Consider the following 23,983-nt stretch of genomic DNA (forward strand, 5'->3'; position numbering starts at 1 on the left):
TCTATAGAGAGACGAGGGGGTGCACCCGCACCCCCTCGTCCTCCACATTGGGTTTAGTAGGTCTTGGTGACCTTGACCGCGTTGGTGGAGGTCGAGACGATGGTGTAGCGGCCGCTCGTGGCGTCGTAAGCCACCGTGCAGCCGGAGACGGAGGCGGGCAGCGCAGTCGGCGCGCCTTCGGCTTGCAGCGTCGCAGCGATGCAGGTGTTGACGCCCTTGAGGGTGGTCTGCTTGGCGGCGGTGTCGGCGGCGGTGTCGGCGGCGGCGATCCAGGTGGCGACCTGGCCGGCGAAGGCGTTGTTGGCCGTGTCGTTGGCACGCTTCCGGGCGTTCAACACGTTGGGGATCAGCACGGCGGCCAGGATGCCGATGATGGCGATGACGATCAGCAGCTCGATCAGGGTGAAGCCTTGGGTTCCGTTCTTCATGGTGTGCTCCTGGGCCATCCGGTGGGTATAGGTACCGGGGGGCCGGGTATGGCGTTCGTGATCGGGTTCCCCCCGCTCACAAAATCCACTGTATTGAAGGGTTCCTTACAACAGCCTCACAATCGGGCGGCGATCTGTGCCGGTTTTGCCTTTAAGTTAGGGGGCCTCATACCCCCGCCCGGCCGACGAGATTCAGGGCTTATGACCGCCCCAGACGAATGATTTCTCGTTCGGACTCGACAGAACGAACCCTTGAAAGACTTCGCTCTCTGACCAGCAGGAGTCATCAGGGCGCGACCAGAGGTATGGGTAAGGCTGGATGGTCTGCGTTCACTGCACGTGCATTCAGCCTTCGTATCTGCCTGCCGTCGCAACTTCCTCTGAATCAGGGTTAATCCAGCCGTCAGGCACGGGTCGGCACCCGTGCCGCCTGCCCTGCTTCCAGGATTTCCCGACGGCACGCCAGGAGTCGATCCGCACCGAACAGGCACGGAACAGATCTGCCCGGCAGGAGACCAAAAAAACCGGCCACCTCCAAAGAGTGGTGGCCGGGGCATCTCGACTCTCTCTACTGGATCAGATCTGGGTCACCCGCAGGACGTTCCGAAAACGAATCGTCTGACGGGCTTCCGGGTGGGCGCTGGTCGGGAGATATCGGCTCTGCTGGAGACCCTGGGTCGGCTGAGGCAGTGCTGAGGACGCCCGTGACCGTATGGGCCAGTCGGCCCGTCAGCTGTGCGTGGTGCTCCCGCGTGATCCGCAGGGCCACCCGGCCGGTCAGGTACAGCGCGCCCAGGCTGTGGGCGTTGGCCCGCTGGACATCTCTCAGATACACGGTGAAGGTGCGGCCGAGGTGCTGGAAGCGCACCTGATCGGACGTCCCGGGCACCCAGCTCAGGTGCAGGTCGAGGGCGGAAGTCGGGTTGGACGGCATGGAGCCTCGCAGTGCCGGGCGGTGGAAAGGTTCCACATCGGGCGTGCCCAGCCCCTGAGGCTTTCACACCTTCATGATGGGCAGGATTCCGGATGCCCGTGGGGTCTCTGGTGAGTACCTATAGATAAGGAGAGGTGCAGCTGGCCGACGGATGGAGGGGTGGGTTCCACTCCCCTGTCCCTCAGAGCCGCTCAGCCGACATGGGCGGCGCGACCCATGGGAAAATGCACTGCGTGGCTGCCACCTGCTGGGGCCGCCCCTCATCCCCCTTGACTCTGCACGCTCACCGAGCCACCACGGCGGCGTAGACCTCGTCCACCCCCGCTTCCAGCAGCGCCGCCTGACAGGCCGATAGGGTGGCCCCGCTGGTCAGCACGTCGTCCACCAGGAGCACCGGGCCGGGCAGGCTCAGGCGGGCCGCGAAGGCGCCGGCCATGTGATCCCGACCCGAGGCGCGCTGTCTCGATTGCTGGCGCGTGGCCCGGGTGCGGCTCAGGGCGTTCACGCAGGGCAGCCCGAGCGCCCCGGCGATCGCCTGGGCCAGCAGTTCGGCCTGATTGAAGCCCCGCTGTCGCTGCCGGCTGGGATGCAGCGGCACGAAGACCACCGCCTGGATTCCCCAGGTCGCCGGCACGCCCCCTGCCAGCGCCGACCCCAGCACACCGGCCAGATCGCGGGAACGCCCGAACTTCAGGGCCCGCACGGCGCGGCGCCGCACGCCCCGGTACTCGCCCAGCGTGACCAGATGCGGCGCTGCACGGGGCCGCAGGGGACTGTGGGACTCCACGCGGGGCCGCAGGCGGTCGCGGCACGCCCGGCACAGGCCCACCTGGGCGCCCAGTTGCGCGCCGCAGCCGGGGCAGGCCTGGGGCAGCAGCGTCCGCAGCCAGCCGCCCAGCCAGCCAGGCAGCCAGCGGGGCAGTCGGGGGCGCCGGTCAGGGGTCAGGAGGGGGCCACTCCGCTGGGCTCCGTCCGGCCCGGCTCGTCGGGGTGCAGTTCATCCAGAAAGAGCGGGGGCTGGGTGGCCTCGATCAGGGTGAAGGCCGTGCTCAGGCCATCGGGGTCGAGCATGGGGGCGGCCAGGGTGAAGCAGGCGAGGTGGTGGGTGCAGACCCGCTGCACGCCGGCCTCGCCCAGCCGCAGGCGTTCGCTGGGGGTCAGCAGGGCCGCGAAGGCGCGTGGCTCGCCCAGCGCGGGGTGGCTGCCCTCGCGGATGGCCGCGCGCAGGAAGGCGGCGACCTCGGCCGGGTTGAGCCAGAAGCCGAACATCAGGGTGTCCGAGAGGTCGTCCAGGCGGCGCATCTGGGCGGGGTTCATCCCCTGCCGGATCAGCGAGCGGGCCAGGGTCTGCCGCTCCAGCCGCAGTCCGGCGTACTCGGCCAGCCCCAGCTGTGGGCCGGCCGGGGCCACGCGGCCCCCCACGGCGGCGCGAACCCGATAGGCCAGCACGTATCCCTGGAATTCGCTGAGCAGTTCGCTGACGGGCGCGGCCATGCGGCCCAGTCTAGGGGCTGCCGGGCCGCTTTCCGTGGCCTATTCGCCAAAGGTGAAGGGTGGGGGGTCGAACCGTCTCAAGGTCGAACAGTCGAACAGCGAAGGAGTCCACCCCTTCCTTTCCGTTAGATCGTTCGACTGTTTGAAGGTTTGACCTCTCCGGAGATTCACTCCAGAATGTATTTCACGCCTTCCTCGAAGGCCACACGCTCCGTGTCGTGGCGCGCCAGCACAGCGTTGCGGCGCCAGGGCACCCACTCGGTACGGCCATCGGCGCTGCGGAGGAAGCCGCGCCGGCCGACCTCCAGATAGCGGGCCTGGGCCTGCAGCAGCGCGGTCAGACCGGCGCGCACGGTCTGGGGGTCGCGCAGGGGGCCGGTCAGCCGGGCCGAGGGCACGGGCAGGGTGGACAGCTCCACGATCGCCCCGTCCGCCACCGCCTTCGTGGGCGAGGGATGGGGCCGGTACAGCTCGACATGGAAGCCGTCCAGCACCAGCAGGGCGCTCAGCGCCTCGGCCTCGGGCAGCGGCTGGGTGAACGCCACGTGGATGTCCAGCTCGAAGCCGCGCACACCCTTGTCGGGGCGGGGCTGACCCGGCGCAGGGGGATCGGGCGGCCGGGTCATGCGCGGGCTCCCGCTTCCAGCAGCTCGCGGTGGTGCCGGACGTGCGCGGTGAGCGAATTCAGCCAGGCCACGGCACCGATCTCCCCCAGGAAGGGGTGCCAGAGGGTGCGGCCGGGACGGTCGTGAACCCCGGCCGCCAGCTCCAGCAGGGCGGCACGGTGCGCGGCCCAGGCGGTCTCCAGCTCCCCCCAGGCCAGCCCCGCCTCGCCCGGCTGGGCGAACTCCGGAGCCTGGCGGCGACCCTCCCGCAGCGTTCCCGGCACGTGCGGCAGGGGACGCAGCTCGCGCTCCGAGAGCAGCAGGCGGATGGCGCGGCGTCCGGCCTCGCCGATCAGGATGACGTGCTCCGCTTCCTGGGCGGGCGACCATGCGCGGCCCGGCTGGGGGCGCTGCCAGTCGGCCTGCCGGGTGCGGAGGTGGGCCTCCAGCGCGCCGAGTTCGTGGGCCAGGGCGGCGGCTGGGCCGGTATCCGGGCGGGTGCCCGGCACCTGCGGGCTGCCGGAAGGGAGTGGGGCGGGCATCATGGGCGCAGTGTAGAACCCCCCGGCGGGGCTGCCTAGCGGCCCAGTCCTTCAGAAAAGTCGGTCTGTGCCCCCCAGTCCGGGCGGTCGATCAGGGGATTGCGGTTGCCTTGGCGCTGGAAGATCGCGGCGTTGCGGTGGCGCTCCCACTCGGCGGGGGGCCGGGCCGCGTGCCAGTTCAACAGGATCTGTAGGTGGCGGGCACTGTATTGGCGGATCACGCCGGGGTAGCGCAGCAGGAAGTACAGCGTGGCGCGGGCAGCCGCCCCCTTGCCCTGCGCGGGCTCGAACTCGCCGGGCTCGCGCCGCCCGCACTCGGAGCGGATCACCTCGCCGTAATCCGGGAAGTCGGCGAAGGGCGTGTTGCCCCGGAAGGCGTTGCAGTCGGGCTCGCAGGCGAAGAGGTGGTGCAGGTCGCCGCGCATGGGCTCGCGTTTGCCGAACCAGCTCTGCGGCACCACATGTTCGCAGTTGTAGGGCAGGGCGTCCTCCAGGGCCTCGGCGTTCAGGCCCTCCTGCGCGGCGAGCTGCTGGCGCCGCCGCGACGTGGCCTGATCGGCGGCGACGAACGCCTGGGACGAGTGGCCCCGCCCGCTGTACAGGCTGCGGAGCTGCCCGTCGGGCCAGAGATCCACCCAGGGATAGACCTCGGCGGCCGGGTCGTAGTGCGGCATTCTCACATGGGTGCGGGTGAGCAGTTCGGAGAGGGCCAGGAAGCGCGCCCTGGGCTCCGGTTCCGGGGACAGGCCGGCGTAGTAGGCGCGGGCATCGGCCTCGTCCTGCGGGGGCAGGTAGGGGCGGGCCGGGGCCGGGGGCTGGGGAGCGACCTCGGGGCCACCGACCCGGACGCGCAGGGTCACGGGCCAGGACGCCACGCCCTGCGCGTCGGGGGTAATGGTGCCGAGGTCGAGGGTGCCGAAATCTACAGTGCCGAAATCTATAGTGCCGGGGTCGAGGGCCGGGGCGCCTTCAGGCCGGGGCTCCCCCGGCAGGGCGGCCAGGGCCGCAGCCTCCGGCGGGCCGACGGGTGCCGGGCGCCGGGCGGCCAGCACCGCCCTCACCAGCTCGCTGCCCTGGGCGTCCGGCCGGGCCCGCAGGTCGTCCAGCAGGCGGCTGATCCGCACACCCTCGTTGGCGATCCAGTCGATCAGGGTGTCGGGGTCGCCGGGCTGCAGGGGCTGGCCGTCCCGGCGCAGCACGCGGCCCTGGTCGTCGGTGCGGGGCACGCCGGAGTGGTGCAGGGCCACGACCTCCCAGGCGTCGTTGAAGACGGGGCTGCCGCTGGAGCCGGGCGCGGTGTCGGTCTCGTAGTGCAGGAAGTCGGGCAGGCGGTCGACCAGGCGGTTCTCGCGCAGCGCCACCTGCTTGGGCTCGCCGCTGGGGTGCTGCACGATGCTCAGGGCCTCGCCCAGCACGTTCTTGTCGGCGCTGCCGAACAGCGGCAGCCAGCCCAGGCCCGCCGCGCTGCCCTGCACGGCCACCAGCGTGTAGTCCAGCGGCACGGAGGTCAGGAAGAGCGCGCCCGGGTCGAGCTTCAGGGTGAGCGGCGTGCGCAGGGTGCCGTCGGGACGCAGTTCGTAGTCGAACTCGATCACCGAGGCGGCCGCGCTGGCGGCGTCCTCCAGCACGTGGTGGTTGGTCACGATCACCTGCGGGCTGCACAGCCAGCCGGTGCCGAAGCCCAGCGTTCGCCCCCGGTCGTCGCGCAGCACGATGCGCCCCACCGCCCGCGAGGCCGAGCGGGCCTGATCCAGGTAGGCCACCCCGACCAGATCGTTGGCGCCCAGCACGCGCTCCAGTCGCAGGCGGGCGTCCTCGGGCAGCCGGGCGGCGACCGCGCCGGCCTCTTCCCGGCCGTGCGCGATGGCGGCCGCCTCGGGCTGGGGCACCCCCAGGCGGGACAGGCGGGCCTCCAGCCGGTCCGGAGTCTCAGCGGCCAGGGGGCCACCCACGTTCAGGCGTTCCAGGTGCAGGGCCCGTTCCCCGCCCCGGCCCTCGAACCGGGCCTGCGTTTCGTCCAGTACCTCGCGGGGGATGTCCATGCTCCAGGGTAGCATTCTGTTCCGGAGAGAAAACGGACTCCGTATTCTGCTCGGACGGTCAGTAGAACCGACGGTCTGAGTCCTGGTCGGTTCTGGAGGAAGGACGCCATGCTCGCCTGTGCGGAACCCGGCGCCGGTCTCCCGGTGCAGAAATTGAATGCCTGGATACGAATCCGATTCCGCAGTGCATTACATTGCGATATGCACCCGGCTCCCGGACAGCGCGGGCCACCGCCGCTGCCTCCCTATCTCCAGCCCAGTTCGTACAGCGGCCTGCAGCGCACCCCTCCGGAAATCCGGGAGGAACTGCGCCGACGCCTGTACCTCGCGGCGCTGTTGCTGGGCCTGGCCGTGCTGCTGGCCTTGTGGCTGCTAGAGACCCCGACCTCCGGCGCGCGGCTGGCCATGCTGACCTATCCCCTGCTGATCCTGGTGTGCCTGTGGGGCCTGTACTGGGTCTACACCCGCCGGCCGCTGCGGCTGCTCGAGCGGGGGCTGTACGCCGCGAACACCCTGGCCGTGCTGGGCCAGTTCGCCTCCACGTCCAGCGGCTTCAGCGGCGACGTGCCCCTGCAGATCGCCAGCACCCACCTGCTGCTGATCGCCAACGCCATCCTGGGCTACCTGATCTTCAGTATCCGCCGGGCGGCGTGGCTCAGCGTGGGCAGCTTCGCGCTGGGCGTGGGCGTCAGCACCCTGGCCCTGTGGCAGCGCGGCGAACCGGCGCTGGGACTGGTGGCCACCCGGCTGCACGTCTCGACCTCGACCCTGCTGCTGCTGGTGTACGCCCTGGCGTGGTACCGCACCAGTTTCCTGCAGATGTACGACGAACGCGCCCTGCTGGAGCGTCAGGCCCTGACGGACCCGCTGACCGGGCTGCCCAACCGCCACGCCACCTACGCCGCCATCGAGCAGATGCTGGAACAGTCCCGCGCAGGACAGCCGGGCAGCGTCGTGCTGTTCGACGTGGATCACTTCAAGCGGATCAACGATACCCACGGCCACCCCACGGGCGACCGCGTGCTGATCGATCTGGCGACCACCCTGCGCCAGCACCTGCGGGAGCAGTGGGGTGAGTCCGGCACGCCCGGCCGCTGGGGCGGCGAGGAGTTTATCCTAGTGCTGCCCGGCCTGACCCTGGCCGAGGCCACCGCGCTGGCCGGCAGCCTGCAGTTCCTGCTGCTTTCCCAGGCCCATCCGGCCGTCGGGGTGGTCACGGCCAGCTTCGGCGTGAGCGCCGCCGAACCGGGCGACGACCTGCGCCGCCTGACGGCCCGCGCGGATCACGCCCTCTACGCCGCTAAGGCGGGGGGCCGCAACCGGGTCGTGACCCATCCGGGCGAGGCGGGGGCCGCCGGACTCACGCCCCAGGAATTGATGGACGCCTGAAGTCCGCCCCGCGCTCAGGGTTCAGGCGTCTGGGTTCTGAACCCGGGGGTCAGCGCACCGGACGGCCCAGGCTGGCCCGGCCGCCCAGATAGGGGCGCAGGGCCCCCGGCACGCGGACGGTGCCGTCCGGCTGCTGGTGGTTTTCCAGCAGGGGCACCAGGATGCGCGGGGTGGCGATCCCGGTGTTGTTCAGGGTGTGCGCGTACACGAGCCGGCCGTCCTCGCCCCGGTAGCGCAGCCCGGTGCGGCGGGCCTGCCAGTCGCCCAGGTACGAGCACGAGTGGGTCTCGCGGTACAGGTTCTCGCTGGGCACCCAGGTCTCGATGTCGTACATCAGCACCTTGCCGGCGCCCATGTCGCCCGTGCAGTTCTGCACGACGCGGTAGGGCAGCTCCAGGCCGCGCAGCAGGTGCTCGGCGTTGCCCAGGATGGTCTCGAACCAGCCCAGCGCCTCGGCCTCGTCGGCGCGGCAGATCACGTACTGCTCGACCTTGCGGAACTCGTGCACGCGGATCAGGCCGCGCACGTCCCGGCCCGCGGACCCCGCCTCACGCCGGAACGCCCCGCTGATGGCCGCGAAGGTGACCGGCAGCTGCTCCAGGCCCAGCTGCTCGCCGGCGTAGAGCGAGTTCACGGGCACCTCGGCGGTGCCGGCCAGCATCAGTTCGTCGCCCTCCAGCTTGTACACCGAGTCCTCGTCGCCGGGAAAGTGACCGGAATGCACCAGGGTCTCGGGCCGCACCAGCGCCGTGGTCGAGAGCGGCGTGAAGCCCCGCTGCGCCAGCACGTCCAGCGCGTACATCTGCACGGCCATCTCCAGCAGCGCGGCCTCGCCCTTGAGCAGATACGAGCGGCTGCCCGACACGCGGGCCACGCGTTCGGGGTCGCTCCAGCCCTGCTGCTCGAGCAGATCGACGTGATCGAGCGGCGTGAAGGCGAACTCCGGCAGGGTGCCCTCGCGGCGCAGTTCCACGTTGTCGGTGTCGTCGCGGCCCACCGGCACGTCCGGATGGGGGATGTTGGGCACGCGCAGCAGCAGTTGGCGCAGCTGCTCCTCGTGGGCGCGCAGGGCGGGTTCCAGGGCGCGCAGTTCCTCGGCCAGATCCTTGCCCTTCTGGATCAGCGCCGCCCTCTCCTCGGGGGTGGCCCGGGGCACCAGCCTGGCGTTGGCGTTGCGCTCGGTCTGCATGGCCTCGACCCGCTGCTTGACGGCCAGCAGCTCACGGTCGAGGCCCAGCAGTTCGTCCAGATCGAGGTTCACGCCCTTGACCCGGATCGCCTCCTTCACGGCGCCGGCGTGTTCGCGGATGAATTTCAGGTCGAGCATCACAGCCCCCAGAGACGCGTGAGGGTGGGCCGACGGAGCGGGGGGCCGCTCCTGAGATCAAGGCCAGCCATCAGTCGGTGTCCACCGTGCGCGGCACGCGGATGAAGCCGCCTTGCGTCTCGGGCGCCAGGGCCAGGGCCACGGCGCGCGGGAAGACCTCGCCGGGCAGGTCGTCGCGTAGCACGTTCAGCAGGGTCACGGGGCGCTGCATCTCCTCCACGCCGTCGGTGTTCACCTCACCGAGCTGTTCGAAATAGCCCAGGATGCGCCCCAGGTCGTCTTGCATCCCGGAGCGCTCCTCCGGGGTCAGTTGCAGCCGGGCAAGGCTGGCCAGGTGGTCGATCTGGGCCGCGTCAATCATGCCCCGGAGTATAGAGGTGCGCCGGTTCCCGGTTGGGCGACCCCACCCGGCGCAACCTTGTGCGCGGACACGGCGTATCCGGAGCATGGACACCCTCCTGAAGCTGGCCGCTGGCGTGGCCCTCGTCGCCCCCGCCCTGCTCGCCTCCGCCCAGGCCCAGGAGACCGTGCCCACGCAGGAAGGGACGATCACGCGCCTGCTCTCGGCGGCGGAGATCCGGCCGGAGTGGTTCGCGCCGAGCTTCCTGGCGCAGGTGCCCTTCGAGACCATCGCCGGGCAGCTCTCGGGCATCCGCACCTCGTATGGCGCCTTCGTGCGGCTGGAGACCCTGGAGGGCCGCCCGCTGGCGGTCTACGAGCGCGGCACGCTGATCGTCACGCTGGCCTCGCTGGACGCCCAGGGCCGCCTGACCGGCTTCGGCGCGGTGCCCGGCCCGGCCCAGGCCCCGGCAGCGCAGACCCCGGCCACGCCCGCCCCGGCCCCCAGCCCTTCAACCGCCGCCGAGAAGGAGAGCGCCGCCGACCGGCTGAAATCGCTCTTCGCCACTGATCCCGTGGACACCGCCCGCTTCAGCCCCGACTTTCTGGCGCAGGTCAGCGCGGCCGAGCTGACCACCCTGTTCGCCACTCTGAAGGCCCAGTACGGTGCACTGAAGAGAGTCGAGGTCAGGGTCGGCTGGCGGCTGATCTTCGAAAAAGGCGAGCTGGACGTGACCTCCTTCGCCGTAGACGCGCAGGGTCTGATCTCCAGCCTGCTGCTCCGTCCGGTCGTTCCGGAGACCACCTTTGCCACGCCCGAGGAGGCCCGCGCCGCCTTCGCCGCCCTGCCCGGTCAGGTCTCGCTGCTGGTGCAGGAGGTCGGGGCCCCGGCCACCCAGACCTCACCGGCCGCCCGGATCGACCTGAACGGCGGCCGGCTGCTGGCGGTCGGCTCGGCCTTCAAGCTGGCGATCCTGGGTGAACTGCAGGCCCAGGTCGGGCGCGGCCTCCGGGCCTGGACGGACGAGATCGAGCTGGCGGACGCCGATAAGAGCCTGCCCAGCGGCACGCTGCAGGACTCCCCCGCCGGCACCCGCTTTACCCTGCGCGACCTGGCCGACCGCATGATCCGCGACTCCGACAACACCGCCACCGATCTGCTGCTCAGGGCGGTGGGCCGCGCGGGCGTAGAGGCCCGCCTGGGCCAGAGCGCCATGCCCAGTACCCGCGAAGTGTTCGCCCTGAAAAATCCCGCGAACATCGAGCTGCTGCGCGCCTACCGCAGCGCCGGGCTGAACCGCGAGGCACGCCGCGCGGTGCTGGCCCAGGCGGGATCGGCCCCGCTGCCTGGGGTCGACCTCTTCGCCCGGAACCGCACGACCGCGCAGGACGTGGAATGGTTCGTCAGCGCCCGCCGCCTGTGCGCGCTGATGGCCGATGTGGCCGCCCTGCCGGAGACCCGTCTGAATCCCGGGGTCGCCACTCCCGGCGAGTTCAGGAGCGTCAGTTATAAGGGGGGCAGCGAGATCGGCGTGCTGAACCTGACCACGCAGGTCACGACCCAGGCGGGAACGACGTGGTGTGTCAGCGCCACCTGGAATGCCCCGTACCCCCTGGACGAGGGTCAGTTCGTCAGCCTGTACGCGGGGGTGCTGCGGCTGCTGCGCTGAGTGCCGGGGGCGGCGCCCGCCGCTTTCTTTACCCGTCCTCACCCATGATCAGCCCCGGCGCGGCAGGGTGGGAGGTATGAAGAAGCACCTGATTCTGGCGGCGCTGCTGAGCCTGGGCGCCCCGGTTCTGCCCGCCCTCGCCCAGACCACCCCCACGTCGGCGGCCGCCCTGCCGTCCGGGTACACGCGCACCCAGCTCGAGGCCGTGACGCCGCTGCTGAGCGACCTGAAGACCCTGCAGTCCAGCCGGATCGACCTGGCACGCGGCCGCGTGGTCGTGGTGGGCCTCTCGGCGGTGGATCGTCTGGCCCTGATCGTAAAGCTGCGCCAGGCCGGGCTGCCGAGCGGCGTGGTGGACTACCAGACCGCCGAGCAGGCCGGCGTGGGGCCGGAGATCGCTCCGGTGAGCCCCGCCCCCACGAGCCCCGCTCCTACCAGCCCGGCGCCCAGACCGGCCACCCCGGTCACGTCCAGCCTGCCCGCGACCAATCCGCTGCTGGCCACGCCCCACCGCGCCGCGCTGAGCGGCCCGGCCACGATCCGGGCCGGCGAGGCCGGGCTCTGGAGCTTCACCCTGACCAACAGCGGCGCGGCGCCCCTGCGGCTGGCGCACGGGGCCTGCGATGTGCGCTTCGAGGTCGTGAACGCCGCCGGTCAGGTCGTGCGGCCCAATCCCCGCGACACCCTCTGCACCCAGCAGCTCGTGATCACCGACGTGGCCCGGGGCGAGACCCGCGAGGTACAGAAGGTGCGCTGGGAGGGCCTGGATGCCCAGAATAAACCCCTGCCGGCCGGCACCTATACCCTGCGCGCCGTGTTCAGCGGGGCGGGCGTGCGGAGCAGCGTGGCGACCCTGCAGGTGCGCGTCCAGTAAAAGTCCGGACACATACGGAGGGGGCGCCGGCTGAACCAGGGAGGCGCCCCCTCCGCCTTTTGCCGGATGCAACCCTTCATGATCCGGGTGCGTAATGGGGGCATGAAAAGGATTCCGATTGAACGGGTTCGTAGAACCCGGAAAATCCGAGCGGATGCGAGCAGGAAGAGCTACGGGCTTCGCGGAATGGAGACGCCAGCGGTGCATTCCCGCTGGTGGCGTAGTGAAGCGGAGGCCGTATGAGCGACGGCACGCCCGGCCCCCTGACCCCGCCCGATTCGATCCTCCAGGCGCCGGACGCCGTGCCCAGCGTGCAGGCGCAGGACACGCCCGAGATGGTGCCGCTCTCGGACGCCGACCGGGCACGACTGGAGCAGATGGCCCGCGCCTTCGCCGAGGACGTGCTGGGCGCCGGCACCCACAGCCCCGAATTCAAGCGCAAGCTCGACGCCGTGCATGAGCTGGGCCTGCCCGAGCAGCGCGCGGCGGCGCAGAGTTCCAACCGCATGCTGGAGCGGCCGCTGCGCGCCACCCGGGTGGGCGCGCTGGCCGAGGGCAGCGACATCCTCAGGTCGCTGACCGACCTGCGCCGCACGGTCGAGGATCTCGACCCCAGCCGCGCGCCCACGCCCCGGAGATTCTTCGGCAAGCTGCCCGGCGGGAAGAAGGTACAGAACGCGCTCGATAAATACCAGAGCGCACAGGCCCACCTGAACGGCATTCTGGAGGCGCTGTACCGCGGTCAGGACGAACTGCGCCGCGACAACGCGACCATCGAGACCGAGAAGGTGCACCTGTGGGAGACCATGCAGAAGCTCCGGCAGTACGCGCACGTGGGCAAGGCGGTGGACGAGGCCCTCACCGGCCGGCTGGCCCTGCTGCAGCAGAGCGACCCCGAGAAGGCCCGCATGGTCAGCGAGGAACTGCTGTTCGCCGTGCGCCAGCGCGTGACCGACCTGCTGACCCAGCTCGCCGTGAGCATCCAGGGCTACCTCGCGCTCGATCTGGTGCGCCGCAACAACCTCGAACTCATCAAGGGTGTCGACCGCGCCACGACCACCACCGTCAGCGCCCTGAAGACCGCGCTGATGGTCTCGCAGGCGCTGGGCACCCAGCAGGCCGTGCTCGGGCAGGTCACCGCCCTGAACGACACCACGGGGCGCATGATCGGCTCCACCGCCAAGCTGCTGCGCGAACAGTCCACCGAGATCCAGCGGCAGGCGGGCAGCGCCACCGTCGATCCGCAGATCATCCAGGGCGCCTTCCGCGAGGTCTACGGCGCGCTGGACGCCATCAGCGCCTACCGCCAGCAGGCGCTGGAGCGCTTCCGCGACACCATGCAGGTACTGGATAAAGAGGTGAACCAGGCGCAGACCTATCTGGATCGGGAGCGCCAGCAGGTCTCGCGCGAACTGGCGCAGGATCTGAACGTGACCGAGAAGGGTGAGCTGAAGGTCTGAACGCACTTCCGGCGCTGGACGCCGACGCCCGCGCCCTCCTCGGCCCGGCGGCGCGGCTCCTGGCGACCGGGGCGAGCTGCGCGGTGTACACCGACGGCGCGCGCGTGCTGCGGCTGGCCGCCCCGAGAGCGGGCGAATCGGCGCGCCTGACCGTGCAGGCGGCGATCCAGCGGAGCCTGATCGCTGCGGGCGTGCCCACTCCGCAGGTACTGGAGGTCGGTACGCTCGACTCGGGCCGGACGTACCTGCTGGAAGGGCTGGCCCAGGGAGACGACTCCGGCCCTGCTGCTCAGGGCTGGGCCGATCTGGGCCGCGCGCTGGCCGCCCTGCACGCCCTGCCACGCAGCGGGTACGGCCTGCTGGAAGACCGGGACGACGAACTCCGCGGCGTGGCCCGGACGCTGGGGGGTGGACTGCTGAGCCGCCTGAACCTGACATGGCCCTTCGATGCCTCCGACCCGAACGCGCAGGCGCTGATCGCTGCCGCTCCCGATCTCCTGGCCCCGCTGCTGGACGTGCGGGCGGAACTCCTGGGCCTTACCGGGCGACCGGCGGCGCTGTGCCACACCGATCTGCACGGAGAACAGTTCCGCTGGCAGGGCGGCCGGCTCACGGCGCTGCTGGATTTCGGGGACGCGGCCGTCGGCCCGCCGGAATGGGACGTGGCGAGTCTGGCGTTCTTCCACGGCTGGCCCGTGGCGGCGCAGGTCGCCCACGCCGCCGGATGCCCCTGTGGCCGCGAGGCGGCGCTGTTCGGCCTGCTGCTCTCGCTCCACCACGCCCACCGCGCCACCGCCCTCAGGCGTCCGGATCGCCTGGACAGGGCTGCCGCGTTCGGCCGGAGCTGTGCCCGTCGGCTGACTCCCTGACTCCGGGCTGCGCTCCCAGGGAGCCCTGAGGCCGATCCAGCCTCTATGACGCATGTGACCGGGATGATCAGGAGGTGTCAACCACCCGCCGGGCGCCCTCGGATTTCAAATGTTTCATTGGCGGGGCTTTCACGTTGCTGTAACGCCCCGGATGAGAGATTGACGTTGATCATCCTGATCGCCGACGAACATTCCGTCTGAGCCGTCTCTCAGAAAGGTGGGTATCTCATGTTGCAAACTTCCGCTGTCCGCCGTACCACTACCGCCGCCCTCGCCCTGACCGTGTCCTTCAGCCTGATGGCCTGTAACAACAACACGGCCCCTGTCCCCAGCAACATCACCTCCGTGACCGTCAGCGCGGACAAGACCAGCCTGGCCATCGGTGAGACGGCTCAGGCCGTCGCCAATGTCGTTGTGACCAACAACGCCGCCAAAACGGTCACCTGGTCGACCACCAATGCGAACGTCGCCACCGTGAACGCGAGCACCGGCGAAATCAAGGCCGTGGCCGTGGGCAATGCCGATATCGTCGCGACCTCCACCGTTGATACGGGCAAGAAGGGCAAGGTCACCATCACCGTGACGGCCGCTCCTGCCCTCACCACCGCCAAGATCAGCTTCCGTCCGGCCAGCGCGCCGACCGTGTCTGGTTACACGGTGAACACCGGCGCCGCGTTCGACGGTACCAGCGGCTGGGTGCAGGAAGGCACCAAGACGCCCCTGGACATGACCGCCAACACCCGCTACCGCGACGCGGCTGCCGACACCACGAACATCGTGCAGGGCCTGGAGCCCCGCCAGTACGGCCAGCTGCAGATGCAGTGCGGCACCCCCACGACCGGTAACCCCTGCTCGGCGGGCACCCTGACGTCCGGCGCCTTCGAGTACAAGGTGGTCAACGGGAAGTACAACGTGACCGTCAGCGTGGGCGATTCCGACAAGCGCAACACGAACAGCCTGTACGCGATCAACGTCGAAGGCGCGAGCGCCATTGCCGCCTTCGCGCCCACGGCCGGCCAGTTCAAGACCGGCTCGGCGCTCGTGACCGTGAGCGACGGTTTCCTGAGCATTGACGCCGTCGGTGGCAAGAACACCAAGCTCAACTACGTCGACATCACCCCGGCTCCCTGATCCAGACGGAACCCAGGCAAGCGCCCCCCACATCCGGGGGGCGCTTTCTTATTTCGAGTTATCCGCCCTTCGCTTCCACCTCAGCCTGCTTTTCGCTCCAGGCGTGCATCTTCTCTTCCAGGCGCACTTCCAGATCGTGGGCAGCCTGCCCCAGCGCGGCGTAGTCGGCGCCCGGCCCGGCGGCTGCCAGCGCGCGCTGGGCCGCTTCCAGTTCGGCCTCCAGGCGGGCGACCTCGGCCTCCAGGCCCTCGACCTCGCGCCTCAGGTGCCACAGGCCCTTGCCCCTGGGGGCGGCGGGGCGGGGAGCGGGCGGGGCGAGCGGGGTCTCGGCCTGCACCTGCGCGGCCGTGCGGTGTTTGGCCTTGTAGTCGGCCCAGCCGGGGTACTCGTAGAAGGCGCCGTCCTCGATCAGCCAGATGCGGTCGGCCAGCCCCTCGATGAAGGCGCGGTCGTGGCTGACCATGATCAGGGTGCCCGCGAAGGCCTCCAGGGCGACCTCCAGCGACTCGACCATCTCCATGTCGAGGTGGTTGGTGGGCTCGTCGAGAATGAGCAGGTTGTGGTCTTCCTGGGCCAGCTTGAGCAGCGCCAGCCGCGCCCGCTCGCCGCCCGACAGGATGCGGGCGGGCTTGTCGTGCTGGTCGTAGGGGAACATGAAGATGCCCAGCAGGTCGTGGGCCTCGGCGTCCTTCTGCACGTACTCGCGGGCCACGTCGTAGAGGGTCTGCTCCGGCTCCACGCCGCGCAGCGCCTGGTCGTAGTAGCCGGTGGTCACGCGGGCGCCGCTGAGCAGCCGCGCCCGGGGGTCGTCGCTGCTGTCCAGGCCCAGCAGGGCGCGCAGCAGGGTGGTCTTGCCCGCCCCGTTGCGCCCGATGATGGCGATGCGCTCGCCCCGGCGCACCTGCACGCTCACGTCCTCGAACAGGGTGCGGCCCCCGACCCGGCGGGTCAGGTGACGGGCGTCGAGCACCACGTCGCCGCTTTCCGGGGCGTGGAAGACGATCCGGGTGGTGCGTTCCTGGGGTGGGGGCGCGGCGCCGGCCTGCGACTTGAGCCGCTCCACGCGCGACTGCATGGCCTTGGCGCGGCGGGCCAGCTTGCTCATGCCCAGGCCCCAGATCTTCATGCGGTCGGCGCTCTGCTGCAGCGAGGCGATCTGCCGCGACTCGATGGCGTGCCGGGCGGAGAGCTGTTCCAGTTCGGCCTCCAGCGTCTCGCGGAAACGGGTGTAGTTGCCGGGATAGACCTTCAGGCTGCCGCCGCGCAGGTAGGCGGTCTCGTTGGTCACGGTATCGAGGAAGGTGCGGTCGTGGCTGATCAGCAGCACGGCCCCCGGGTAGCGGCTCAGGAAGCCCTCCAGCCACTCGACCATCACTATGTCGAGGTGGTTGGTGGGTTCGTCGAGCAGCAGCACGTCCGGGTTCTCGACCAGCAGCGCGGCCAGGCCCAGGCGGGTGCGCTCGCCGCCGCTCAGGCCCGTGGCGGGGTCATGTTCGCGGCCCCGGAAGCCGAAGGCCAGGGTCACGGCGTCCTTGCGGCTGCGGCGTTCGAAGCCGCCCCGGCGGGCGTACTGCTCCAGCAGTTCCTCGTGGCGCAGGATGCTCTCGTGGGTGCCGCTGTGCATGGCCTGGGCCGCCCGCTGCAGCTCGGCCTCCAGCGCGTCGAGGTCATGGAAGGCGGCGTCCAGCACGCTGTCCACGGTGGCGCCTTCGGGGAAGACCGGATCCTGCTGGAGCGCCCGCACCCGGACATTTGGCCCGCGCCGCACCACCCCCCCATCGGGGGTCAGGCTGCCGGTCAGCAGACGGAACAGCGTGGTTTTCCCCGCGCCGTTGCGGCCCACCAGACCCACCCGGTCGCCGGGCTGGACAGCGAAAGTCACGTCTTCCAGGACACTCAATGGCCCGTACTCTTTGATGGCGTCCTGTACAGCAACAAGCACGCCCTTTAGTATACCCGCGTTTGGATAAATGTCAGATTTTTCTCGTAAACTGAGGGTGTGAGTTTTTCGTCTTCCATCTCCGTCTCGCCGCTGCGGCGTCGCCTCCTGGTGCTGGCCCTCGCGGCGCCGGGCACCCTGGCTGCGGCGCAGAGCGCGTCCGGCCCCCTGACGCTCAGCGAGGCGCAGGGCAGCGTGGAGATTCAGGGCAAGGACAGCGTGTGGGTTCGCGTGAGCGGGCCGCTGGGAATCACCAGTCCGCTGCGGGTCGGCACCGGGCGGGGGATCCTGCGCGCCGGGGCCAGGGGCGAGATCGTGATGGGCAGCGCCTCGCAGTTCCGCTTCTACCGCGACGAGGCCGACCTGACCTCGGGGCGCTTCTTCCTGCGTGGGCCGGTGGCGGTGCACGTGCAGGGCGTTCATCTGGTGATGGAGGGAGCGGGCGAGGCGCGCGTGGATCTCAGCGACAGCACCCGCCGGGTGGCCGTGATCAGCGGCGCGCTGCGCCTGGCCCTGCCGGGCGGGGTCGAGCAGCTCAAGGCCGGGCAGCAGCTGGCCCTGAAGGGCAGCCGGATCAGCGCCTTCAAGGAGGAAGACCCCTGGTACGCCTCGCAGTTCCGCGGCCCGGGCGACGCGGTCATCGAGGCCACGCGCGGCCCGGTGCGCCTGCGCTCGGCGCGGCTGGGCATCGCGGGCAGCGCCACCACGCCTGCCCTGATCGGCGATCCGCTGGAACCGGGCGCCCGGCTGACCACCGACGCCGGGGCCTGGGCCGAGGTCGGCTTCAGCGGGGGCGGTTACCTGCGCCTGAATGAAAGCGGTGAACTGAGCGTACTGAGCGTGGAGCGCACCAGCACGGGCCGGGAAGTCCTGCTGCGGCTGGAGAAGGGCACCGCCTGGAACGTGGTCGAGAAGGGCCAGGGCGGCTACCGCATCGACACCCCGCTGGTCAGCACGGCGGTGCGCGGCACGGTCTTCCGGGTGGACGCCAGCGGCGTGGTCAAGGTCTTCGAGGGCCAGGTGGTCACCCCCAGCGACGGAGACCAGCCCATCGCGCAGGGCCAGCAGCGCACCTCCGCCGGGGGCATCGGGGGCCTGCAGCTCGACGCCACCGACAAACTGAACCAGGCGCTGGACGCCGAGCGGGCCGTGCCGCTGATCCTGAGCCTGAGCCGCAGCGGCGTGGGGGGCCGCCCCCTGAGCCTGCCCGAACTGGCCCTGGAGGCGCGCAGCCTGCCGGGCGCCGCCGTGAGCGTCACGGTGGCCGGCCAGACCGTGCCGGTCAGCGGCACGGACGGCCTGTACCGCCTGGAGCGCCTGAACCCCAGCCTGCCCGAGGGCGTGTACCGCGTGCGCATCAATGCGCGGCGCTCCGGGCAGAGCGTGAGCCAGACCCAGCTGATCCGCATCGACCGCACCCCGCCCGCGCTCGAAGACCTGCAGCTGACCCGCGAGGGCCGCGTGCTCAGCCTGAGCGGCCGCCTGCGCGACGCCAGCGGCGGCCCCCTGACGGTCACCGTCAAGGTGGGCACGCAGGTCACCACCCGTTTCGGCGGCGGCGAGCAGACCTTCCAGTACCTCCTGCCCAACCTGACCCCGGATCTTCCCGTGAGCGTCAGCGTGCGGGACGAGGCCGGCAACGAGACGAATGCGCTTCTCCCCTGAGCGTTCGCTGGCCCTGCTGACCGCTCCGGTCGCCGCGCTGCTGGCCGGAGCGCTGACCCTGGCGCTGCCCGACAACACCCGGCTCTGGGACGCCCTGAACCGCAGCCTGCCCGGCCCCGCCGACAGCCGGGTGGTCGTGGTGGGCATCGACGAGGCGTCCCTGCGCGACTACGGCCGCATCGGTACCTGGCCGCGCGCCCTGTACGGTCAGGCCCTGAACACGCTCGACCAGGCCGGGGCCAGCGCCATCGGCATCAACGTGCTGCTCAGCGACCCGGCGGTGGGCGACTCCCAGCTGGCCGACGCCTTCAGCCGGCCCAACGTGGTGCTGGCCACCGGGCCCGGCGAGCCGACCACCCTGCCCAACCCGACCTGGAAGTCCCCGGCGGGCGTGAGCGCGCTGAACATCAGCCCGGACGGCGTGGTGCGCTCCTTCCAGACCGCCTACCCGACCGGGGACGGAGCGGGCGCCGCCGCCAACTCGCTGGCGCCCAGCTTCGCCCGGCAGCTGGCGGTAGCCGCCGGCCGGAACGTGCCGCTGGACACCACCCCACGGCTGCTGCGCTCCACCTCGCCCGATCCCCGCCGCCTGCCGGTGCTCTCCTTCCGCGACGTGGTGAACGGCAACGTGCGCTACGGCGACCTGCAGGGCAAGGTGGTGGTGCTGGGCCTGACCGCCAACGGCCTGGGCGCCCCCGCAGTGCGGGACATCAGCGGCGAGAGCGTGCCGGCGGTGGAGATGCAGGCCCGCGCGGTGAGCAGCCTGCTCAGCCCGCCCTTTACTCATCTGCGCTGGGAACTGCTGCTGCTGCTGGGCGTGGCCGCCGCCGTGGGCGCGGTGCTGGCGCGCGGCCTGTGGGGCTTCGCCATCGCCACCCTGATGCTGGCCCTGGCCGTGCCCCTGTGGATGATGAACCTGCTCCTGCCCGGCGTGACCCTGTCGCTGTGCGCGATCCTGGGCACCGCCCTGGTGATGCTGGAACGCTGGTGGAACCTGCGGAACCTGAGTATGCGCGATCCCCTGACCGGCTTCGGCAACCGCCTGGCCTTCACGCGCGCCGTCGAACACCGCTGGCAGGGCCGCGGCGAGCGGCCGCTGGGGCTGCTGCTGGTCGATCTGAGCGGCTTCCGCAAGGTCAACGACCAGTATGGCCACGCCGCCGGCGACGAGCTGCTGCGCGAACTGTCGGGGCGCATCCTGAAGCACAAGCGCCGGGGCGACCTGATCTTCCGCTGGGGGCCGGACGAGTTCGCGGTGCTGCTGGACAACACCGGCCCGCAGGAACTGGCGAGCATCACCCAGGGGGTGCAGGAGTCGCTGGACGCCCTGAACTACCGCGACCTGCCGCTGCGGGTCAGCGTGGGGGCCGCCCGCACCGGCCCGGAGATCCAGACCCCGGGCGAACTGGTGGAGGCCGCCAGCCGCAGCCGCTACCGCGTGAAATACCAGCGCCAGGGGCGGGACTGAGCCCAGGCACAGGGAAGCGGGGCAACGCTATGCTCTGAGCCATGAGCGCTTCCCCGTCCCGCCCCGCCCCTGCGCCCGAGCGGCCACGGAGCGTCCTGAGTATCCAGTCGTGGGTCAGTTACGGGCACGTGGGCAACGCGGCCGCCGTGTTCCCGCTGCAGCGCCTGGGCTTCGAGGTCTGGGCCATCCATACCGTGCAGTTTTCCAACCACACCGGCTACGGGGCCTGGACGGGCGCGGTCTTCCCCCCCGAGCAGGTGGCCGAACTCATGGAGGGCATCGAGGCGCGCGGGGTTCTGGGAGAGTGCGACGGCGTGCTCAGCGGCTACATGGGCTCCGGCGGCACCGTGGCGGCGGTGGTGGACGCCGTGCGGCGCGTGCGGCAGGCCAACCCGGCGGCGCTGTACTGCTGCGACCCGGTGATGGGCGACGTGGGGCGCGGCGTCTTCGTGCGCCCGGAGCTGCCGGAGCTGCTGGCCCGGCAGGCCGTCCCGGTGGCCGACATCGTCACGCCCAACCAGTTCGAGCTGGAACTGCTGACCGGGCAGCGCGTGGATAACCTGGAGCACGCCCTGGCCGCTGCCCAGGTTCTGCGCGCCCGGCTGCGCGCCGACGGCCCCCGGATCGTCGTGGTGACCAGCCTGACCCGCAGCGACGCCCCGGCCGGCAGCATCGAGACCCTGGTGCTCACGGGCGGGGGGGCCTGGCTGTGCCGCACCCCCCTGCTGCCCCTCGACCCGCCGCGCAACGGCACGGGCGACGCCATCAGCGCGCTGTTCTTCGGCCACTACCTGCGGACGGGAGACGCCGCCCTGGCGCTGTCGCTGGCCATGAGCGCCCTGTACCGCGTGCTGGAGCGCACCCACGCAGCCGGCACCCGAGAGATCCAGCTGGTGGCGGCCCAGGACGACCTGCTGCAGCCGGGGCAGGTATTCCCGGCCGAGCCGGTTCCGGTCAGGGCCGATCCCGCGTAAAGCTGTGCCGACTGGCCCTACAGAGGGCCCCACCCCCCTTTAGGAATCCCCCATGAGACGAGGCTCTTGGCCAGCTCAGGGTCAGTCAAAGGGCACTTACAGGGCTTCTCATGGTGACCTGGAGTCGGCCCCGGACACTATGAGACATGAAACACATTATGTTCCCGACCGTATCGGCCGCCGACGCTTTCGTGGCTGAAATGCAGCAGCGTGGCATGAGCATGGGCAACGCCACCTACACCCGCCGGGGCAGCATGGACACTTCCGCTGCGGGCAGCAGCACCATGGGCAGCGACACCACCTACGCCGGGGAAGCCGGCGCCGGCGCCGAAGACGCCGGTGCGGGCGCTGTGAAGGGCACCGGAGTCGGGGCTGTGGCGGGCGCCGCGGCCGGCTTCCTGGGCACCGCGGGCGCCATCGCCGCGGGGGTCGCCACGGGCGGCCTGGCCGTGCCGGTGATCCTGGGCATGGCCGCCCTGGGCTCGGGCGTGGGCGCAGCGGTCGGCGCGACGGGCGGCGCCATGGGCGTCGACGAGAACCACGACGGCCGCACGGCGGACGCCGGCGACCACCGCTACGAAGCGAGCGACACCCACTACGACCGCATGGACTCCACGGTGAGCAGTGGCGGCCGTGTGGTGGCCGTGGAAGACACCGTCTCGGCCGACGTGATGGACGCGGCCGCCCGCCACGGCGGCGAGGTCGTGGACGCCGGACAGCACGTGTCCCGCATGGGCAGCTCCAGCATGGGCGCCGCGGGCATGAGCGACACCACCTCCCGCTGACCCACGACCGCCTGAGCCCTCCCCCCGTCTGACCTTCCCGAAGCCCCTGCCGCCCCATGCGGTGGGGGCGGTTTCGTGGGGTCAGGCGGGCGCCGGGCGCAGGGGCCGGACGGTGGAAGCTCTAGACTGTCTCCATGCTGCTGACCATCATCGTGCTGGATTCCGTGGGGGCCGGCGAGTTGCCGGATGCCCAGGCCTTCGGCGACCGGGGAGCGCACACCCTGAACCACACCCTGGAGGCGGCCCCCGTGGCGTTGCCGAACCTCTCGCGCCTGGGCCTGGGCCACGTGCCGACCGTCCAGACCAGTCCGCAGACGATTGAGCGCCTGCCCGCCGAGGGCGGCTATGGCCGGCTGCGCGAGGTCAGCCCTGGCAAGGACACCTCCACCGGGCACTGGGAATTCATGGGGGTGCAGCTCGAGCACGCCTTCCAGGTCTTCCCGGAGGGCTTTCCCCCGGCGGTCATGGAGCGCTTCGACGCGGCGACCGGGCGCGGCCACCTGTGCAACCGGCCCTACTCCGGCACCGACGTGATCCGCGACTTCGGCGAGGCGCACCTGAGCAGCGGCGAGCCCATCGTGTACACCAGCGCCGACTCGGTCTTCCAGATCGCCGCGCACGAGGACGTGGTGCCGCTGGAGACCCTGTACGCGTGGTGTGAGGCGGCGCGAGGGCTGCTGCAGGGCGAGTTCGCCGTGGCGCGCGTGATCGCCCGCCCCTTCCGGGGCGACTTTCCCTTCGAGCGGGCCGGCGAGCACCGCCGCGACTTCAGCCTGACCCCGCCGCCCACCGTGCTCGACGCCCTGAAGGCGTCCGGGAGCGCCGTGATCGGCATCGGCAAGATTCCCGACATCTACGCCCACCAGGGCTTCACCGAGGAGATCCACACCGACGACAACGCCGACGGGATCGCCAAGACGGTGGCGCGCATCCGGCAGGCCGCCCGAGACGGCACGCACGGCCTGATCTTCACCAACCTGGTCGACTTCGACTCGAAGTTCGGCCACCGCCGCGATCCGCAGGGCTACAGCGCCTGCCTGGCCCAGTTCGACGCAGCCCTGCCGGAGATCCGCGCCGCGCTGCCCCAGGACAGCGCCCTGCTGATCATCTCGGATCACGGCAACGATCCCACCTGGCCGGGCAGCGACCATACCCGCGAGTACGGCCTGCTGCTGAGCGTTCGCCCCGGCGGGCCGGCCGGCGTGGATCTGGGCGAGCGCGCGACCTTCGCGGATGTCGGCGCCACCGCCGCCGAGGCGCTGGGCGCCGTGTGGACAGGGCCGGGTGAGAGTTTCTGGACACGCCTGAACTGATGCAGGCCGCCCTGGACAGCGGGGCCACGGGCAGCCCCGAACGCGGCCCCGAGGCCGGGCCGGGCCCGCTTCGCCTGGGGCCGGAGAGCTTCAGCCTGACCCTGACCCTGGGCGGGCGCTACGCGGGCGAGCAGCACTGGCAGCTGCAGCCCGAGCGCGGCGCGCTGGTCGCCCGCGTGCAGACCGACTTCGGCGGCGTGCTGCCGGAGATCCGCCGCCTGCAGACCAGCCGCCTGCACCTGCGCCACCTGACCAGCCTGGGCTACGCCGAGGGCGACGGCCGGGGCGGGCGCGCGACCTTCGAGACCTCCTTCGACCGCCGCGCCGGACTGGTCACGCTCAGGCAGGGCCGCGACGAGGCCAGCGCGCCGCTGACCACCGACTACCACGACCCGGTCAGCCTGCTGCTGTGGCTGCGAACCCTGGGCGAGGGCGCCCCCGAGCGGGCCCACGCCCAGCTCACCGGGGGCCGCGTGCTGATCCAGCGCCTGCCCGAGAGCGAGATCGCCGGAACCCCCAGCCTGGGCTACTTCCTGCGGCCCGGCAACGCCTACGTGTACGTGGAGCGCGACGCGCCGCGCCGCCTGCTGCGTCTGATCCAGCCGACCGACTTCGGGCCGGTGGAGGCCAACCTGGACGCCCAGAGCGCGCCGGCCCGCCGGCCCGAGCGCTCCGAACGCCGCCGCCGCCGACATTGACGTCCATCCTGTCCCGGGCACCGGATCTGCCCGCTGG

At 71.2% G+C, this 23,983-nt stretch carries 22 protein-coding genes; 12 read left to right on the forward strand and 10 right to left on the reverse strand.

Annotated features, from left to right (window positions below; translation table 11 throughout):
• Window positions 1–53: 53 nt before the first annotated feature.
• The 7 genes from CVO96_RS21690 to CVO96_RS06200 all read right to left on the reverse strand — a co-directional run bounded on the left by CVO96_RS21690 (window position 54) and on the right by CVO96_RS06200 (window position 6,045).
• Entirely contained in the window at window positions 54–428 is a 375-nt protein-coding gene (locus tag CVO96_RS21690) for a type II secretion system protein (protein ID WP_103311460.1), read from the reverse strand.
• 568 nt (window positions 429–996) lie between these two features.
• Window positions 997–1,362: a hypothetical protein gene (locus CVO96_RS06175; RefSeq protein WP_103311461.1), complete on the reverse strand. Its 366-nt coding sequence runs from the start codon at window positions 1,360–1,362 to the stop codon at window positions 997–999.
• 283 nt (window positions 1,363–1,645) lie between these two features.
• Complete coding sequence (locus CVO96_RS06180; RefSeq protein WP_341476184.1) at window positions 1,646–2,308, reverse strand: ComF family protein; 663 nt, start codon at window positions 2,306–2,308, stop codon at window positions 1,646–1,648.
• Window positions 2,305–2,856 (reverse strand): hypothetical protein, encoded by a 552-nt coding sequence (locus CVO96_RS06185; protein ID WP_103311463.1) that lies wholly within the window; start codon window positions 2,854–2,856, stop codon window positions 2,305–2,307. Before CVO96_RS06185 ends, CVO96_RS06180 begins: the two co-directional genes overlap by 4 nt.
• Before the next feature lie 167 nt (window positions 2,857–3,023).
• A complete protein-coding gene (locus CVO96_RS06190) occupies window positions 3,024–3,482 on the reverse strand; it encodes a hypothetical protein (protein ID WP_103311464.1) in 459 nt (152 codons plus the stop codon).
• Window positions 3,479–4,006 (reverse strand): DinB family protein, encoded by a 528-nt coding sequence (locus tag CVO96_RS06195; protein WP_243398185.1) that lies wholly within the window; start codon window positions 4,004–4,006, stop codon window positions 3,479–3,481. The genes CVO96_RS06190 and CVO96_RS06195 overlap by 4 nt, the downstream gene beginning before the upstream one ends.
• A gap of 32 nt (window positions 4,007–4,038) precedes the next feature.
• A complete protein-coding gene (locus tag CVO96_RS06200) occupies window positions 4,039–6,045 on the reverse strand; it encodes an endonuclease (RefSeq protein ID WP_103311465.1) in 2,007 nt (668 codons plus the stop codon).
• Between the two features lie 201 nt (window positions 6,046–6,246).
• Here CVO96_RS06200 and CVO96_RS06205 point away from each other — a divergent pair, with 201 nt between their 5' ends.
• Window positions 6,247–7,434, forward strand: coding sequence for a GGDEF domain-containing protein (locus tag CVO96_RS06205; protein WP_165795219.1), 1,188 nt, complete (start codon window positions 6,247–6,249; stop codon window positions 7,432–7,434).
• Window positions 7,435–7,483: 49 nt separating this feature from the next.
• Here CVO96_RS06205 and serS read toward each other — a convergent pair whose 3' ends face one another.
• Both serS and gatC read right to left on the reverse strand, forming a co-directional pair.
• Complete coding sequence (gene serS / locus CVO96_RS06210; protein WP_103311467.1) at window positions 7,484–8,761, reverse strand: serine--tRNA ligase; 1,278 nt, start codon at window positions 8,759–8,761, stop codon at window positions 7,484–7,486.
• Between the two features lie 70 nt (window positions 8,762–8,831).
• Window positions 8,832–9,122, reverse strand: a complete 291-nt coding sequence (gene gatC / locus CVO96_RS06215) for an Asp-tRNA(Asn)/Glu-tRNA(Gln) amidotransferase subunit GatC (RefSeq protein ID WP_103311468.1) — start codon at window positions 9,120–9,122, stop codon at window positions 8,832–8,834.
• A gap of 85 nt (window positions 9,123–9,207) precedes the next feature.
• On the opposite strand from gatC, the gene CVO96_RS06220 reads away from it, so the two are divergent.
• From CVO96_RS06220 to CVO96_RS06240, 5 genes are all read left to right on the forward strand, one after another.
• Entirely contained in the window at window positions 9,208–10,770 is a 1,563-nt protein-coding gene (locus CVO96_RS06220) for a serine hydrolase (protein WP_103311469.1), read from the forward strand.
• A gap of 76 nt (window positions 10,771–10,846) precedes the next feature.
• Window positions 10,847–11,644: a hypothetical protein gene (locus CVO96_RS06225; protein ID WP_103311470.1), complete on the forward strand. Its 798-nt coding sequence runs from the start codon at window positions 10,847–10,849 to the stop codon at window positions 11,642–11,644.
• A 239-nt stretch (window positions 11,645–11,883) separates the two neighbouring features.
• Window positions 11,884–13,104: a toxic anion resistance protein gene (locus CVO96_RS06230; RefSeq protein ID WP_103311471.1), complete on the forward strand. Its 1,221-nt coding sequence runs from the start codon at window positions 11,884–11,886 to the stop codon at window positions 13,102–13,104.
• 83 nt (window positions 13,105–13,187) lie between these two features.
• Entirely contained in the window at window positions 13,188–13,973 is a 786-nt protein-coding gene (locus tag CVO96_RS06235; RefSeq protein ID WP_165795220.1) for a phosphotransferase family protein, read from the forward strand.
• A gap of 228 nt (window positions 13,974–14,201) precedes the next feature.
• Window positions 14,202–15,104: an Ig-like domain-containing protein gene (locus tag CVO96_RS06240; RefSeq protein WP_103311473.1), complete on the forward strand. Its 903-nt coding sequence runs from the start codon at window positions 14,202–14,204 to the stop codon at window positions 15,102–15,104.
• A gap of 58 nt (window positions 15,105–15,162) precedes the next feature.
• Here CVO96_RS06240 and abc-f read toward each other — a convergent pair whose 3' ends face one another.
• Entirely contained in the window at window positions 15,163–17,046 is a 1,884-nt protein-coding gene (gene abc-f, locus CVO96_RS06245) for a ribosomal protection-like ABC-F family protein (protein ID WP_103311474.1), read from the reverse strand.
• 57 nt (window positions 17,047–17,103) lie between these two features.
• Here abc-f and CVO96_RS06250 point away from each other — a divergent pair, with 57 nt between their 5' ends.
• The 6 genes from CVO96_RS06250 (at window position 17,104) to CVO96_RS06275 (ending at window position 23,946) form a co-directional block, all read left to right on the forward strand.
• Window positions 17,104–18,708: a FecR domain-containing protein gene (locus CVO96_RS06250; protein ID WP_103311475.1), complete on the forward strand. Its 1,605-nt coding sequence runs from the start codon at window positions 17,104–17,106 to the stop codon at window positions 18,706–18,708.
• Window positions 18,692–20,176, forward strand: coding sequence for a sensor domain-containing diguanylate cyclase (locus CVO96_RS06255; protein ID WP_103311476.1), 1,485 nt, complete (start codon window positions 18,692–18,694; stop codon window positions 20,174–20,176). Before CVO96_RS06250 ends, CVO96_RS06255 begins: the two co-directional genes overlap by 17 nt.
• A 41-nt stretch (window positions 20,177–20,217) precedes the next feature.
• Complete coding sequence (gene pdxY, locus CVO96_RS06260) at window positions 20,218–21,150, forward strand: pyridoxal kinase PdxY (protein ID WP_103311477.1); 933 nt, start codon at window positions 20,218–20,220, stop codon at window positions 21,148–21,150.
• Window positions 21,151–21,296: 146 nt separating this feature from the next.
• Window positions 21,297–21,935 carry a hypothetical protein gene (locus CVO96_RS06265; protein WP_243398186.1) on the forward strand — a complete coding sequence of 213 codons (639 nt, stop codon included), beginning with the start codon at window positions 21,297–21,299 and terminating at the stop codon, window positions 21,933–21,935.
• 134 nt (window positions 21,936–22,069) lie between these two features.
• Entirely contained in the window at window positions 22,070–23,248 is a 1,179-nt protein-coding gene (locus tag CVO96_RS06270; RefSeq protein ID WP_103311478.1) for a phosphopentomutase, read from the forward strand.
• Complete coding sequence (locus CVO96_RS06275) at window positions 23,248–23,946, forward strand: hypothetical protein (protein WP_341476166.1); 699 nt, start codon at window positions 23,248–23,250, stop codon at window positions 23,944–23,946. The genes CVO96_RS06270 and CVO96_RS06275 overlap by 1 nt, the downstream gene beginning before the upstream one ends.
• Window positions 23,947–23,983: the final 37 nt, after the last annotated feature.

Source organism: Deinococcus koreensis (assembly GCF_002901445.1).
GTDB lineage: Bacteria > Deinococcota > Deinococci > Deinococcales > Deinococcaceae > Deinococcus > Deinococcus koreensis.

What these genes read in the sequence shown, in the direction of transcription:
- CVO96_RS21690 (WP_103311460.1), bottom strand. Translation starts at nt 428, where the DNA reads ATGAAGAACGGAACCCAAGGCTTCACCCTGATCGAGCTGCTGATCGTC.
- CVO96_RS06175 (WP_103311461.1), bottom strand. Translation starts at nt 1,362, where the DNA reads ATGCCGTCCAACCCGACTTCCGCCCTCGACCTGCACCTGAGCTGGGTG.
- CVO96_RS06185 (WP_103311463.1), bottom strand. Translation starts at nt 2,856, where the DNA reads ATGGCCGCGCCCGTCAGCGAACTGCTCAGCGAATTCCAGGGATACGTG.
- CVO96_RS06190 (WP_103311464.1), bottom strand. Translation starts at nt 3,482, where the DNA reads ATGACCCGGCCGCCCGATCCCCCTGCGCCGGGTCAGCCCCGCCCCGAC.
- CVO96_RS06195 (WP_243398185.1), bottom strand. Translation starts at nt 4,006, where the DNA reads ATGATGCCCGCCCCACTCCCTTCCGGCAGCCCGCAGGTGCCGGGCACC.
- CVO96_RS06200 (WP_103311465.1), bottom strand. Translation starts at nt 6,045, where the DNA reads ATGGACATCCCCCGCGAGGTACTGGACGAAACGCAGGCCCGGTTCGAG.
- CVO96_RS06205 (WP_165795219.1), top strand. Translation starts at nt 6,247, where the DNA reads ATGCACCCGGCTCCCGGACAGCGCGGGCCACCGCCGCTGCCTCCCTAT.
- serS (WP_103311467.1), bottom strand. Translation starts at nt 8,761, where the DNA reads ATGCTCGACCTGAAATTCATCCGCGAACACGCCGGCGCCGTGAAGGAG.
- gatC (WP_103311468.1), bottom strand. Translation starts at nt 9,122, where the DNA reads ATGATTGACGCGGCCCAGATCGACCACCTGGCCAGCCTTGCCCGGCTG.
- CVO96_RS06220 (WP_103311469.1), top strand. Translation starts at nt 9,208, where the DNA reads ATGGACACCCTCCTGAAGCTGGCCGCTGGCGTGGCCCTCGTCGCCCCC.
- CVO96_RS06225 (WP_103311470.1), top strand. Translation starts at nt 10,847, where the DNA reads ATGAAGAAGCACCTGATTCTGGCGGCGCTGCTGAGCCTGGGCGCCCCG.
- CVO96_RS06230 (WP_103311471.1), top strand. Translation starts at nt 11,884, where the DNA reads ATGAGCGACGGCACGCCCGGCCCCCTGACCCCGCCCGATTCGATCCTC.
- CVO96_RS06240 (WP_103311473.1), top strand. Translation starts at nt 14,202, where the DNA reads ATGTTGCAAACTTCCGCTGTCCGCCGTACCACTACCGCCGCCCTCGCC.
- CVO96_RS06255 (WP_103311476.1), top strand. Translation starts at nt 18,692, where the DNA reads ATGCGCTTCTCCCCTGAGCGTTCGCTGGCCCTGCTGACCGCTCCGGTC.
- pdxY (WP_103311477.1), top strand. Translation starts at nt 20,218, where the DNA reads ATGAGCGCTTCCCCGTCCCGCCCCGCCCCTGCGCCCGAGCGGCCACGG.
- CVO96_RS06265 (WP_243398186.1), top strand. Translation starts at nt 21,297, where the DNA reads ATGAAACACATTATGTTCCCGACCGTATCGGCCGCCGACGCTTTCGTG.
- CVO96_RS06270 (WP_103311478.1), top strand. Translation starts at nt 22,070, where the DNA reads ATGCTGCTGACCATCATCGTGCTGGATTCCGTGGGGGCCGGCGAGTTG.
- CVO96_RS06275 (WP_341476166.1), top strand. Translation starts at nt 23,248, where the DNA reads ATGCAGGCCGCCCTGGACAGCGGGGCCACGGGCAGCCCCGAACGCGGC.